Consider the following 14,464-nt stretch of genomic DNA (forward strand, 5'->3'; position numbering starts at 1 on the left):
ACCGGCTCCAGGCGCTCAACCGCCCAGATAAGCTTTGCGAACCTCATCGTTGGCCAGCAGGTTGGCGCCGGTGTCGGCCAACACGATGCGGCCGTTTTCCAGTACGTAGCCGCGATCGGCCAGTTGCAGGGCGCGGTGGGCGTTCTGCTCGACCAGAAAAATGGTCACGCCCTCCTCGCGAATTTCCCTCAGAATCTGAAAAATCTGGGCGATGATGATCGGCGCCAGCCCCAACGAGGGCTCATCCAGCAGCAGCAGGTTGGGCCGACTCATCAGGCCGCGACCGATCGCCAGCATCTGTTGCTCGCCGCCGGACAAGGTGCCGCCGCGCTGGCCACGACGCTCCTTGAGCCGGGGGAACAGGGTGAATACCCGCTCCAGATCGGTCTCCAGCCGCGCCTTGTCGGCGAAGAAGCCGCCCATTTGCAGATTTTCCCGCACGGTCAACCCGGAGAAAATACGCCGCCCTTCCGGCACCAGCGCCAGCCCGCACTGCATGATGACGTGGGTCGGCTTGCAGGTGATGTCCTGCCCTTCGAAGATCACACTGCCGTTCGTCGCCCGCGGCAAGCCGCAGATGGTCATGAGCAGGGTGCTTTTGCCGGCGCCGTTGGCGCCGATCAGGGTGACGATTTCGCCGGGATGCACCTCCAGCGACACGCCCTTGAGCGCCTCGATTTGGCCATAGAAAGTGTGGACGCTGTCCAGTTTCAACATCATCACTCTTCCCCTAAATAGGCCTTGATCACCCGTGGATCGCTGCGGATTTCATCCGGCGTACCGGTGGCGATCGGCCGGCCGTACTCCATGACCAGGATCTCATCGGAAATACCCATGACCAGACTCATGTCATGTTCGATCAACAGCACCGCCACATCATGTTCGGCGCGCAACTCATTGATCAGCCGATCCAGATCGCGGGTCTCTTGCGGATTCAGGCCCGCCGCCGGCTCGTCCAGCATCAGCAACTTGGGTTGCGTAATCATGCAGCGGGCGATCTCCAACCGCCGTTGCTGACCGTAGGCGAGATTGCCGGCCTCACGATTGGCGACCGGCAATAAATTGACTTTTTCCAGCCAGAACGCCGCCCGTTCCAGCGCCTCGGCCTCGGCGCGACGATACTTGGGGGTTTTAAACAAACCGCGCAAAAACCGGGTTTCCAGTTGCGTATGCTGGGAAATCAGCAGGTTTTCGACCACGGTCATGTTCTTGAACAGCCGCACGTTCTGAAAAGTGCGTACCAGCCCCAGCCGGGCAATGCGATGACTGGGCAGCCCCTGAATGGATTCACCGTCCAGCAGCACGGTTCCCGAAGTCGGTCGATAAAAACCACCGATGCAGTTGAAAACGGTGGTCTTACCCGCGCCATTGGGGCCGATAACGGCAAAAACCCGGTGGCGACGCACATCGAACTGAACATTATCCACCGCCAGCAGCCCGCCGAAGCGCATGCTTAGATGACGGACTTGCAGTAAGGAACCCATCGGCGCGGTAATGGGCGTGGCGAGAGGAGTCACCTTATACCAATTCTGCATAGATTTTACGCTATTGCCTGTAGGTCGTAGGTTGGGCAAAAGCGCAGCGTTGCCCAACAATGAGCCTGGATGCTGGGCTAACAGCTCAATTCTATTCAGAAACGGTATTACTCATTGGAATCTTCCGCGCGTACCGGTAACTCCAGCCGGGGCCGAGCGGCCGGCAACAAGCCTTGGGGTCGCCAGATCATCATCAGCACCAGCACCAGGCCGAAGATCAACATGCGGTATTCGGCGAACTGCCGGGCAATCTCCGGCAGCGCGGTCAGGGCGATGGCGGCCAGAATGACCCCGATTTGGGAACCCATGCCGCCGAGCACCACGATGGCCAAGACAATGGCGGATTCGATGAAGGTAAAGGATTCCGGGTTGATGAAGCCCTGCCGAGCCGCGAAGAACGCACCGGCGAAACCGGCGGTCGACGCCCCGAAACCGAATGCGGAGAGTTTGATGGTGGTTGGATTCAAGCCCAGCGAGCGGCAGGCGATTTCATCTTCCCGCAAAGCCTCCCAGGCCCGTCCCACTGGCATGCGGATCAAGCGGTTAATCACATAAAGGATCAACAGGGTCATCACCAGCGCCACCAGGTAGAGAAAGACCACGGTGTCAGCGCCGCTGTAATCGAGGCCGAAGAACTCATGAAAAGTGGCTCCTCCTTCGACGCTTGGCCGGCGGGCGAATTCCAGGCCAAACAGGGTCGGTTTGGGAATATTGCCAATTCCATCCGGCCCACCGGTTAAATGATCCAAATTGTTCAGCAGCAGGCGGATGATTTCGCCGAAGCCCAAGGTGACGATAGCCAAATAATCACCGCGCAGTCGCAAGACCGGAAACCCCAGCAAGCAACCGGTGGTGGCCGCCATGATCACGCATAGCGGCAAACACTCCCAAAAGGACAGGCCGAAATGCATCGACAGCAGAGCGTAGCCATAGGCGCCCACCGCGTAAAAGGCTACGTAACCCAAGTCCAGCAGCCCGGCGAAACCCACCACCACATTCAGGCCCAAGCCAAGCATGATGTAGATCAGCGCCAGCGTGGCGATGTCGACCGAACCCCGCGAGGCGGTAAATGGCCAGATCGCGGCGGCAACGATGACCAGGGCCAGTAAAAACGGACGATAGGCCGTCGGTACATGGGTCGGCAGGGGTAATCGGCGGGTGATGTGCATCAGACCAGAAGCCGCTTTCAAGGGAACCTGAAGCAGTCGCACCACAAACACCACCGCCATGGCCAGCAATACCGGCCGTGGGTCCCCTTCCAGGGAGACGTCGATGCCTTCGACCTGAATCTGAATACCGAGAATCGGTACTGTGAGCAATCCGGCCAACAGGGCGACCAGCGCCGCCTCGGAAAAGTGTCTGGGCATCGCTGTTTATACCTTTTCGATCTCAGGCTTGCCCAGCAACCCGGTCGGACGAAACAGCAACACCAACACCAACAGGCTAAACGCCACCACATCCTTGTACTCGGTAAGCAGATAGGCCGAGGCGAAGCTTTCCGACAACCCTAGAATTATACCCCCCAGCATCGCGCCGGGAATGCTGCCGATGCCGCCCAGCACAGCCGCGGTGAAGGCTTTAATACCGGCATCAAAGCCGATGAAGGGGTTGATCTTGCCGATATACAAGCTGATCAGCACTCCGGCGACTGCCGCCAGGGCCGCGCCCAACACGAAAGTCAGGGAAATCACCCGGTTCGTATCGATACCCAGCAGGTTGGTCATCGTCAGATCCTGAGAGCAGGCGCGACAGGCTCGCCCCAGGCGCGAACGGGCGATGAACAGAGTCAGTGCAGTCATGAAAACCACGGTCACGACGGCGATCAACACCTGCATATAGGACAGATAGACCTGAAAACCGTCTTCGGGGCCAAATCGCCAGCCGCCGCTGATCAGCGGTTGCATGGATAAATCCCGGGCGCCTTGGCCGATCTGTACATAGTTTTGCAGAAAGATGGACATACCAATCGCTGAGATCAACGGTATCAAGCGGGGTCTGCCGCGCAACGGTCGATAGGCCACCCGCTCGATGGTCCAACCATAGGCGCTGGTAATCACAATACTGACCACCAGGGTGAACAGTAAAATCAGGGGAACCGTCTCTACGCCGAATTGCACGGTGAGTGCGGTGATGGTGAGCAACCCGATATAGGCGCTGATCATGTAAATCTCGCCGTGAGCGAAATTGATCATACCGATGATGCCATACACCATGGTGTAGCCGATGGCGATCAGGGCATAGATGCTGCCCAAGGTCAGGCCGTTGATGACCTGCTGAAAGAATTCGAGCATGGAGTAACCGGATGTGGGCGCTGGGCGGGCGATGTAGCATGGGTTTCCAGCCCGTTCAAACACAGGCTGGAAACCCATGCTGCCTTGAACAGTTACTTGACCGGCGTCTTGGTCGCGTCGGCGTGCCACTCGAAGATTACGAACTGGAATTCCTTCAGGTCGCCGTTCTCCTTGAAGGCCACCTTGCCGATCGGCGTGTCGAAGCTGTGCTTGCGGATATAGTCAGCCAGTTTGACCGGATCTTCGGTCTTAGCACCCTTGATCGCGTCCACGATAATTTGCACCGCCGAGTAGGAGGGCATCACAAAGGGGCCAGTAGGATCCTGGCTCTTGTCCTTGAAGGCCTTAACCAGGTTGGCGTTGGCCGGGTCGGCGCTGAAATCAGCCGGCAACGTGACCAGCAACCCTTCCGAGGCTGGACCGGCGATGGCGCTGATATCCTTGTTGCCGACGCCCTCGGGTCCCATGAATCCCGCATCAAAGCCCTGCTCCCGGCATTGGCGGAGAATCAGGCCCAGTTCCGGGTGGTAGCCGCCGTAATAAACGAAATCGACATTCGCGCTTTTCATTTTGGTGCAGAGCGCGGAAAAATCGGTTTGTCCCTTGCTCACGCCTTCGAACAGGGCCACCTTGACACCCTTGGCCTCGACGGTTTTCTTGACTTCCTCGGCAATCCCCTGACCGTACTGCTGTTTGTCATGGATCACCGCCATGTTTGTGGGCTTGATCTGCTCAGCGATGTATTTTCCGGCGGTCGGTCCCTGCTGGTCATCGGTACCGATGGTGCGGAATACCATTTTGTAGCCCTGGTGAGTGATATCCGGGTTGGTGGCCGCCGGGGTGATCATCAGAATGCCTTCGTCCTCGTACAGCTTGGAGGCCGGCTGGGTCGAACCGGAACACAGGTGACCGACCACATATTTGATCTTGTCATTCACAATCTGGTTGGCGACGGCAACCGCCTGCTTGGGCTCGCAGACATCGTCCATCAACACGGCTTCCAACTGCTTGCCGTTGACGCCGCCCTTGGCATTGATTTGCTCAACCGCCATCTGGGCACCCATCATCTGCATGTCGCCGTACTGGGCAACCGGGCCGGTAATCGGGCCGGCCACGGCGATCTTAATGGTATCGGCGGCCTGCGCTACCCCGCCCAAAACCAGAACGACCGCGCCGACGGCGGCACTTAGAACATTACGGCTGAAGGTGTTCATCAAGCGACTCCTCTCCTCGTGATGATGGCTTCAATGGGTTCGACCGAATCCGCCACGGATGGGCGTTTGTCTTTAAGCGCTTAAAGAATTAACTAAATTCCCAGAGAGAACAAGCCGACATGGAAAAATCGACGCCGGAGACGGCGAAAAGAGGCCAGGGCATCCAGCGCGACAATCAAAGTCGCGCGGCCCTTACGCAAACCCTTTCTCCCCGCCGGTGGCATCACTCCCGCAAAGTGTCCAGGATCGCCCGGGCGGCGTTCGACAGAGTGCGGCCCGTGTGCCGTACCACCCCCAAGCTGCGTTCCAGCCGCAACCCGTCAACGTTCAGTTCGATCAATTCCTCATCACGCATGGTGCGTGGCAGTATGCTCCAACCCAACCCAACCGCCACCATCATTTTTATGGTTTCCAAATAGTTGGTGGAAAATGCCACCAGCGGCATCACCCCCAGCCGCGCCAGACCCTCCTCAATGATCCGCCGGGTGAAGGTCGCCTCGCTCGGCAGGATGGCGGGATATTGACTCAATCTTTCCGGTGTGACGGTGATCGGCTCCGCCAGTGGATGCGCGGGCGAAGCAATCGCAATCAACGGGTCCGGCCAAAGCGGCAACGCTTCCAGTGGCGCTTCAAGCCGTGGCGGCAGGGTAATGACCGCCAGATCCACCTCGCCACGCAGCACCGCCGCCCCGGCCAGTTCCGAATCCATGAACCGCATATTCAGGCGCACCTGCGGATAGCGGCTGGAAAAGGTTCGTAAGACCGGCGGCAGGCGATGCAGGCCGATGTGATGGCTGGTGGCGAGAGCCAGCGGCCCGGTGACGATCCCCGACAGATTGCGCAGCGCTCGGCCAGTGTCGTCCAACTCGGCCAGGATGCGCAGTGCTCGCGGCAGCAGCACGCCGCCGGCCTCGGTCAACCGCACCACCCGACCCAGTCGGTCGAACAGCCTCGTACCCAATTCCGCTTCCAGCGCCGCCAGCCGCTTGCTGACCGCCGGTTGCGTCAAATGCAACCGCTCGGCGGCCAGCGAGAACGACCCGCTGTCGGCGATGGTGACGAAAGCTTGCAATCCGGCGATATCCATGGCAATGGGTGTCGTTTTGGCGGTCACAATAGATTCTTTTATTTTATATGAATTATGAAAAATATGAATTTGTATTATCCATTAAGGCGCCTTAAGCTGAACGATATATTGAGGCGGGAGGTAAGGCATGGCCGGTAAGACCCTTTACGACAAGCTCTGGGACACCCACTTGGTGCGAACCGATGCCGGCGGTACGGCGCTGCTCTACATTGATCGTCACCTGGTGCACGAGGTCACTTCGCCGCAGGCTTTCGAGGGCCTGCAACTGGCCGGCCGCCGGCCGTGGCGCTTGGAATCCATGGTCGCCATGCCCGATCACAACACCCCGACCGATCCCGGTTTCACCACCATCGCCGATCCGGTGTCGCGCCTGCAAGTCGAGACCTTGGATGCCAACGCCCGCGCCCATGGTCTGCGCTACTTTCCCATCGGCGACGCCCGCCGTGGCATCGTTCATGTGGTGGGGCCGGAGCAGGGCGCCACCTTGCCAGGCATGACCGTGGTCTGTGGCGATTCGCACACCTCGACTCACGGCGCGTTCGGCGCGCTGGCCTTCGGCATCGGCACCTCCGAGGTCGAGCATGTGATGGCGACCCAGTGCCTGATCCAGAAAAAATCCAGGGCGATGCTGGTGCGGGTGGACGGTCGGACCCGGCCGGGCGTGACCGCCAAGGATATCGCGTTAGCGATCATCGGCCGGATCGGCACCGCCGGCGGCACCGGTTACGCCATCGAGTTCGGCGGCGACGCCATCCAGGCGCTGAGCATGGAGGGACGGATGACGGTCTGCAACATGGCCATCGAGGCCGGGGCCCGCGCCGGCATGATCGCGGTGGACGACACCACCCTCGCCTACGTCAAGGGCCGGCCGTTCGCGCCGCAAGATGCATGGTGGGATCGGGCGGTCACGGCTTGGCGCGAACTGCACAGCGACCCCAATGCCGAATTCGACCAGGTCGTGGCGCTGGACGCGGCGACAATCCAGCCACAGGTGACCTGGGGGACCTCGCCGGAAATGGTGGCGGCGGTGGGAGGACGCATTCCCGATCCCGCTCAGGAAAGCGACCCGGTCAAACGCGACGGTATGGAACGGGCGTTGCGTTACATGGGCTTGCGGCCGAACATGCCGATCACTTCGATCAAGCTGGATCGGGTGTTCATCGGCTCCTGCACCAACGGCCGCATCGAGGATCTGCGCGCGGCGGCGGCGGTGATCAAGGGCCGCAAGGTTGCGCCGAACCTCAAGCAGGCGCTGGTGGTGCCGGGTTCCGGCTTGGTAAAACAACAGGCCGAGGCCGAGGGGCTGGATCGGGTGTTTACCGCCGCCGGCTTCGAGTGGCGCGAGCCGGGCTGTTCGATGTGCCTGGCGATGAACGCCGATCGCTTACTGTCCGGCGAGCACTGCGCCTCGACCTCCAACCGCAATTTCGAGGGGCGGCAGGGGCAGGGTGGGCGTACTCATCTGGTCAGCCCGGCGATGGCGGCGGCGGCGGCGCTCGCCGGCCATTTCGTGGACGTGCGGATATTCTGAGGAAGATGCCGATGCAAGCCTTTACCCGACTCGACGGTCTGGTGGTCCCCCTGGATCGCGCCAACGTGGACACCGACGCGATTATTCCCAAGCAGTTCCTGAAATCGATCAAGCGCACCGGTTTCGGCCCTTATCTGTTCGACGAATGGCGCTATCTGGATCACGGCGAGCCGGGCATGGACTGTTCGGAAAGACCGAGAAATCTCGATTTTCCCCTCAATCATCCGCGCTATTGGAAGGCGAGCATCCTGCTGGCGCGGGAAAATTTCGGCTGCGGCTCCTCGCGCGAGCACGCGGTCTGGGCACTGGACGAGTACGGCATCCGCTGCGTGATCGCGCCCAGCTTCGCCGACATCTTTTTCACCAACAGCTTCAAGTCGGGCCTGCTGCCGCTGCGACTGCCCGTCGAGACGGTCGAGCACTTGTTCAAGGCGGTCGCGGCGCAACCCGGTTACCGACTGACCGTGGATTTGCTGGCGCAGAGCGTGCTCACCCCCCAGGGCGCGGTGCTCGGTTTCCAAATCGATCCATTTCGCAAGGAATGCCTGCTCAACGGTTGGGACGACATCGATCTGACCCTGCGCCATGCCGACGAAATCCGCGCCTACGAAGCGCGGCGGCGCCAGCAGGCGCCCTGGCTGTTTTCCTGAATTTCGCGGAGGAAGTGAACACGCATGACCCATAAGATTCTTGTCCTGCCCGGCGACGGCATCGGCCCGGAGATCGTCGCCGAGGCGGCGAAAGTATTGGAATGCCTGCGTCAGGAACACGGTCTGGATGCGGTATTGGAATATGGCCTGCTGGGCGGCTGCGCGGTGGACGAACTCGGTGCGCCGTACCCCGAGACCACCCGTCGCCAGGCACGCGAAGCCGACGCCATCCTGCTCGGCGCGGTCGGTGGCCCTCAATGGGAGCGGATCGAGCGACCGCTGCGCCCGGAACGCGGCCTGCTGGCGATCCGCGCCGACCTGGAACTGTTCGCCAATCTGCGCCCGGCGCTGCTTTACCCGCAATTGGCGACGGCGTCGGCGCTCAAGCCGGACATCGTCGCCGGGCTGGACATTCTGATCGTGCGCGAGCTGAACGGCGATATTTACTTTGGCCAGCCGCGCGGCATCCGCACCCTGGAGAACGGCGAGCGCGAAGGCTTCAACACCATGCGCTATAGCGAGTCGGAGATCGAGCGTATCGCCCGGGTCGCATTCGAAGCAGCCCGCAAGCGCCACCGCAAGCTGTGTTCGGTGGACAAGGCCAACGTGCTGGAAGCCTCCGAATTGTGGCGCGAAGTAGTCGGACGGGTGGCTGGAGATTATCCGGACGTGGCGCTGTCGCACCTGTATGTGGATAACGCCGCCATGCAACTGGTGCGCGCGCCCAAGCAGTTCGACGTGATCGTGACCGGCAACCTGTTCGGCGATATTCTATCCGACTGTGCCGCCATGCTGACCGGTTCGATCGGCATGCTGCCGTCGGCTTCGCTGGATCGCCACGGCAAGGGGTTGTACGAGCCGATTCACGGTTCCGCGCCCGATATCGCCGGCAAGGGCCTGGCCAATCCGCTGGCCACCATCCTGTCGGCGGCCATGCTGCTGCGCTACAGCCTGAACCAGCCGCAACTGGCCGGACGGATCGAGGAAGCGGTCGGCCGGGTGCTGGATCAGGGTCTGCGCACCCTGGATATCACGGCGTCCAGCATGACCCCGGTCGGTACCCAGGCCATGGGCGACGCCGTGGTGGCGGCACTGATGGAGTGAGAAGGCGAAGGCCGGGGTCGAGGATACGGCCTGTTCGGGCGGAAAATTTCCGTTTTTTGCAACTCTTTGATGATCGAGCTATTTCAGGGTATGGCGATGATGAAGCGAGTGGGTTTGGTCGGCTGGCGTGGCATGGTGGGTTCCGTGCTGATGGATCGGATGATGGCGGAAAACGATTTCGCCCTGATCGATCCGGTGTTTTTCACGACTTCCAATGTAGGTGGCCGAGGTCCGGCCATCGGCAGGGATATCCCGGTCCTGAAAGATGCCCGCTCCATCGCCGATTTAAAGGCGCTGGATGTCATCGTCACCTGTCAGGGCGGTGATTACACCCATGAGATTTATCCGCAACTGCGCGCCGCCGGCTGGCGAGGCTACTGGATCGACGCTGCCTCGGCGCTGCGGATGAAGGATGATGCGGTCATCATTCTCGACCCGGTGAACCGCAACGTGATTGAGGATGCACTGGCGCGGGAAGCAAAGGACTACATCGGCGGCAACTGCACGGTCAGTCTGATGCTAATGGGACTGGGTGGGTTGTTCGCGCACGGTTTGGTGGAGTGGGCGAGCGTCATGACCTATCAGGCCGCTTCCGGCGCTGGCGCCCAGAACATGCGCGAACTGATCCAGCAGATGGGCGCGATCCATGCCGCCGTGATCGACCGGTTGGAGCAGCCGGCCTCGGCGATTCTGGAAATTGACCGCATCGTGGCCGACACTCTGCGTTCCAGCGATTTTCCAACCACCCACTTTGGCGTACCGCTGGCCGGCAGCCTGATCCCGTGGATCGACAAACAGCTCGATAACGGCCAAAGCCGCGAGGAATGGAAGGGGCAGGCCGAAACCAACAAAATCCTGGGACGCGCGGACCATCCCGTCCCTATCGACGGCATCTGCGCGCGGGTTGGGGCGATGCGCTGCCACAGTCAGGCGCTGACCGTCAAACTGGTCCGGGATGTACCTCTGGACGAACTGATCGAAATGATCGGCGCCGCTAACGACTGGGTGCGGATAGTACCGAACGAGCGCGAGATATCCATGCGCGAGCTGACTCCCACCGCCGTCACCGGTACTCTGGCCGTGCCGGTCGGTCGCCTGCGCAAGCTCAACATGGGGCCCCAATATCTGGGTGCTTTCACCTGCGGCGATCAGTTGCTGTGGGGCGCCGCCGAACCGTTGCGCCGCATGTTGCGCATTTTGCTGGAAGCGTAATTTCCCCCGCCGATCATTTACTCGCCAGCCCGCCGGTGGGTGGGGTTTTCCGCGCCGCTTCTCGAAACTACATCCAAATCGCGGAAATCCTCTGCATTAAGGAGTATCTTTAAGGGGAAGCTTCGACAGGTTTCGACCACTCGAAGCGGGAAGGCCACTGGCTCAATGCGCCGGTGGCAATACCAAGCCAATCCCGCCGGCACAGCGACGCTCCGGCGGCGGAATGGAGACAGTCCATGCCGACCAGGATATTAATCCGACTATCCCTTTTGGCCGGGCTGGTGGCGCCGCTGTGCGCCTTTGCCCTGGGTGTCGGCCCTCTCGAGGTACGTTCGGCGCTCAATCAGAACTTCGAAGCCGAAATCCCCCTGATCAGCAGCAACCCCGTTGAATTGATCGGCCTGACCGTCCGGATCCCGCGCCAGCAGGATTTCGACTGGGCGGGAGCCGAGCGATATGAATTTCTATCGAAGCTGCGTTTCTCGGTTCAGACGCCGCCCGGCGGCCCGAACCTTCTCAAGATCACCTCGACCGAGCCGCTCCGCGAGCCCAATTTTACCCTGCTAGTGGAACTGGCGTGGCCGCGTGGCCGGTTGCTGCGGGGATTTCCAGTCCAGCTCGATCCGGAACTGTACGCCGACCGCCGGTTGCCACCTCCACCGCCGCCCCCGGTCGTGGTTCCGCCACCGATTGCGGCCGAACCCGCCGCCGCTGAGCCGCCGGCTCCGGGGTTGCCGCCGGCCCCGCCGGTCAGCTTCGAGGGAGCCAGGTCCTGGCCGGTCAAATCCGGCGAAACACTGATGGGAATCGCCAGCCAGGTTCGCCCTTCAACCGCCGTCAAGCTGCCGGAAATGATGGCGATCCTGGTGGCCGGCAATCCAGGGGCGTTCGTCAACGGCAATCCGAACGCGCTGCGCGCCGGTTCGGTGCTCAAGGTACCGACCCCGCAGGCGCTGGGTGTGCAGGGTGTACCCACCCCACCCGTTCCAGATGTGGCTGCGGCGGCACCCACCGAATCCACCCCAACCCAACTACCACCGACCACACCGATCCCACCGCGGCTGGTCGAGCCGAGCGCGCAAGCGGTGGTCTCGTCACCGGAGCCGGCACCGGAGCCGGAACCACCGCCGCTTGCCACGACGACGACGCCGCTCGTGGAACCCCAACCGTTGCCGGTGCCGGTCGAACCGTTGCGGGAGATCATCCCTCAAGCCAGTATCCCGCAAACGGAGGGAGAGACGTCGCCAACGCCAATTGACGCTGCATCCGAGGCGCAACCGGCCGCGCAGCCGGAACCCCCACCTCCCGTGGCCCAACCGGAACCGGCGTCCGTCCGGCCGCCACCGACCGCCAAACCGCCGGCCGCGCAACCGGAGGAAAACGGATTCAGCTGGCTGGCCAACCCCATAGTCTGGATCGCCATCGCCATGATCGTGCTGGCGGTGGCCGCGGTGGTGCTGCTACCACTGTTGCGGCGCCCCGCCAAACCGAAGCAACCACCGGTTCAGCCGGAAGCGATCGACGAGCCCAAGCCTACGCCGGAATCTTCCACACCGATGACTCGCACCCAGATTCGCGAGCCTCGTTCCGTTCGGCCGAGACCCGCCGTCGCGAGTTCGACGACCCCGGCCTCAGCTGAGACTGGAGCCATGCCCGCGGCGTCTAAACCCGCCGCATCCAAACCTGAGGCAACGCCTCCCAAACCAATTGACGAACTGCTCAAGGACATCGATTTCGGACTAGGAGACGCGGCGGTGAGTGGAAAAGAAGCTGCCTCGGCGCAGAAGCTGGAAACACCGCGCTTGCCTGATACCGAGCCTCCCACGGCTTCGGTAACCCGCACAGCCGCCAATCCATTCCTCTCGGCGGAACCGGCGTCGGACAAAGTGCCCGCGCAATCTCCCCAGGCAGACCTTCCTTCCGAGCTGCGGCTGGACAATTTGGATTTCGACTTTGGCGACCTGGGGTTGGAAAATACCGCGCGGCCGAAAACCGACTTGCCGCCATTGGAACTGGGGCCGGCCAAATCGAGCGCAACAGCCAATCCGCCACCGCGGGCACCCGACACGTTCGAACCGATGACCGAACCGCCGGCTCCACCGGCACCCCCTCTTCAGATCGAACCGCTGTCCATGCCGCCACCCTCCCGGCAATTCGAATTCACCGACATCACCCAGGAACTGGAGCAACCCGGCGCGTCCGTCGAGCCGTTGAAGCTGGACGAGGACCTGCGGGGGATCGGCGACGGATCGCTCGATCTCGGCACGATGGTGTCTGACAGCGCGTCAACCCCCGGCGGCGGCAATCGGGAAACCGCCGCCGATTACGTGGAAACCAAACTGGACTTGGCCACGGCCTATCTGGATATGGGCGATCAGGTGGGAGCACGCAGCCTGCTGGAGGAGGCACTGCAAGAGGGCACCGCCTCCCAACAGCAACAAGCAAGAGAACTGCTCAAGAAATTGGGTTGACGTCTGTCCCTGGCACCATCGGAAACCCCTCCAATCGGAGGGGTTTTTATGAGGGAAAACTTGGACGTTATCAGCGCAGATGAGCGGTGCTGACAGGTTCGGCCAGCGCCAGCGCCCGGTCGGCGGTGCCGCGCTGGGTCAGGCGTAATACCGTTCCAGCTGGCAACCAAACCATGGTTCCCGCGGGCAGCGCAACTCGTCCATCTTGCGCCGCGGGTTTCCATGCCTTGTTCAGATCAATCAACTCCCACGAGTTTACTTCGTAATAACTCGCCAGCATTGGCATGGATACCGATTGCCGCAACCGGATGCGATCCAGGTTGAGGGGAGGTTCGTAGCTGACGCCCTCCGGGAAAAACCGCTGAGGATTACGGGCAACATTGCGGGCCGCCAGAAATTCGGCATAGAAATTCCGCGACGCAAACCCGAAATTGGACCCCGAGTAGCTCCGCACGATGGCGCCAATATCGTTGCCGTAGGCCTGCTGAGCGCGCCGCATGCCACCGACGCCGTGATTGTACGAAGTCAGCGCCAGCGGCCAACTACCCAGGCGGTCGTAGGCATCCCGCAGATAGCGAGAGGCGCCCTGCGCCGATGCCACGGGATCGCGCCGTTCGTCCACGGCCGCGTTCAGCATCATGAATTGCCGCGCGGTGCCCGGCATAAATTGCCACATGCCCACCGCGCCGACCGAAGAAGCGGCATGATTCTGGAAAGACGACTCCACATGTGGCAGATAGGCCAGTTCCTCCGGCAATCCGGCCTCGCGGAACACGCCGCGGAATGTCGCATCGTAGCGACCGCTGATTTCCAGACCCCGCTTGAATCGCTCGCGCAGGCCGCGCTGGCTGCGCAGCCGTTCGCTGGCGCCGACGATGGCACCAGGTCCGCCACTGCTCTTGCGGACATGATTCGCCAATGCTTGTTCGGTCGGTGTCAACGGGATGTTGGCCGCCGACTTGAACTCCACCTGGCGCAACAGTTCCTTCAAGGTTTCATAGTGCTCCTTGGCGAAGCTCTTCTGCTCGGCGGTTTGGCCTTCACCCACCGAGCCGGGCAAGGTAATCACCCCGTAAATGACATCCATATAGCGGTCGTCGTGCAAGGCAATCTGATTGCGCCCCCAAACCCCATAGACTTTGCTCCAGAACTCAACCTGCGGTTGAAGTTCCGGTGGGGCTGGAAACGCCGCATCGGAGGGTACGCTCGCGCTGGCTGTAAGCCGGACCGGCGCCGGCGCCGGTCCGGCGGCGCAAGCGGCTAGCACCAGTAGTGTCAGAAGGGCCAATAATCCGCGCAGTCGTAATTGCATCGCCGTTTTCTCCCTGGTTGTTTCTTTGCGATCGCGTGATGGGGGTGGTGTGCTTGC

Annotated in this window: 12 protein-coding genes; 5 read left to right on the forward strand and 7 right to left on the reverse strand. The window is 61.6% G+C overall.

The features are described 5' to 3' along the window. Nucleotides 1-15: 15 nt before the first annotated feature. The 6 genes from IPM89_13340 to IPM89_13365 form a co-directional block, all read right to left on the reverse strand. Nucleotides 16-717, reverse strand: coding sequence for an ABC transporter ATP-binding protein (locus IPM89_13340; GenBank protein QQS55926.1), 702 nt, complete (start codon nt 715-717; stop codon nt 16-18). Between the two features lie 2 nt (nt 718-719). Further along, nucleotides 720-1,484, reverse strand: a complete 765-nt coding sequence (gene livG, locus IPM89_13345; GenBank protein ID QQS55927.1) for a high-affinity branched-chain amino acid ABC transporter ATP-binding protein LivG — start codon at nt 1,482-1,484, stop codon at nt 720-722. Between the two features lie 158 nt (nt 1,485-1,642). After that, on the reverse strand, nt 1,643-2,902 hold the full coding sequence (livM, locus tag IPM89_13350; protein QQS53817.1) for a high-affinity branched-chain amino acid ABC transporter permease LivM: 1,260 nt from the start codon (nt 2,900-2,902) through the stop codon (nt 1,643-1,645). A 6-nt stretch (nt 2,903-2,908) separates the two neighbouring features. Continuing rightward, entirely contained in the window at nt 2,909-3,826 is a 918-nt protein-coding gene (gene livH / locus IPM89_13355; GenBank protein ID QQS53818.1) for a high-affinity branched-chain amino acid ABC transporter permease LivH, read from the reverse strand. Between the two features lie 92 nt (nt 3,827-3,918). Then, nucleotides 3,919-5,040: a branched-chain amino acid ABC transporter substrate-binding protein gene (locus IPM89_13360; protein QQS53819.1), complete on the reverse strand. Its 1,122-nt coding sequence runs from the start codon at nt 5,038-5,040 to the stop codon at nt 3,919-3,921. A 223-nt stretch (nt 5,041-5,263) separates the two neighbouring features. Continuing rightward, on the reverse strand, nt 5,264-6,127 hold the full coding sequence (locus tag IPM89_13365) for a LysR family transcriptional regulator (protein ID QQS55928.1): 864 nt from the start codon (nt 6,125-6,127) through the stop codon (nt 5,264-5,266). Nucleotides 6,128-6,254: 127 nt separating this feature from the next. On the opposite strand from IPM89_13365, the gene leuC reads away from it, so the two are divergent. From leuC to IPM89_13390, 5 genes are all read left to right on the forward strand, one after another. Beyond that, entirely contained in the window at nt 6,255-7,658 is a 1,404-nt protein-coding gene (leuC, locus tag IPM89_13370; GenBank protein ID QQS53820.1) for a 3-isopropylmalate dehydratase large subunit, read from the forward strand. Between the two features lie 11 nt (nt 7,659-7,669). Continuing rightward, a complete protein-coding gene (leuD, locus tag IPM89_13375) occupies nt 7,670-8,308 on the forward strand; it encodes a 3-isopropylmalate dehydratase small subunit (GenBank protein ID QQS53821.1) in 639 nt (212 codons plus the stop codon). Nucleotides 8,309-8,332: 24 nt separating this feature from the next. Further along, complete coding sequence (gene leuB / locus IPM89_13380; GenBank protein ID QQS53822.1) at nt 8,333-9,412, forward strand: 3-isopropylmalate dehydrogenase; 1,080 nt, start codon at nt 8,333-8,335, stop codon at nt 9,410-9,412. Between the two features lie 99 nt (nt 9,413-9,511). Then, the gene (gene asd / locus IPM89_13385) at nt 9,512-10,624 is read left to right on the forward strand and encodes an aspartate-semialdehyde dehydrogenase (protein ID QQS55929.1); all 1,113 of its coding nucleotides are present in this window, start codon (nt 9,512-9,514) and stop codon (nt 10,622-10,624) included. Between the two features lie 236 nt (nt 10,625-10,860). Next, nucleotides 10,861-13,095, forward strand: coding sequence for a hypothetical protein (locus tag IPM89_13390; protein QQS53823.1), 2,235 nt, complete (start codon nt 10,861-10,863; stop codon nt 13,093-13,095). A gap of 70 nt (nt 13,096-13,165) precedes the next feature. Here the strand turns inward: IPM89_13390 and IPM89_13395 are convergent, their stop codons facing one another. After that, entirely contained in the window at nt 13,166-14,407 is a 1,242-nt protein-coding gene (locus IPM89_13395) for a lytic transglycosylase domain-containing protein (GenBank protein QQS53824.1), read from the reverse strand. Nucleotides 14,408-14,464: the final 57 nt, after the last annotated feature.

The sequence above is a fragment of the Candidatus Competibacteraceae bacterium genome, assembly GCA_016699715.1.
In the GTDB taxonomy this organism is placed as follows: Bacteria; Pseudomonadota; Gammaproteobacteria; order Competibacterales; family Competibacteraceae; genus Competibacter.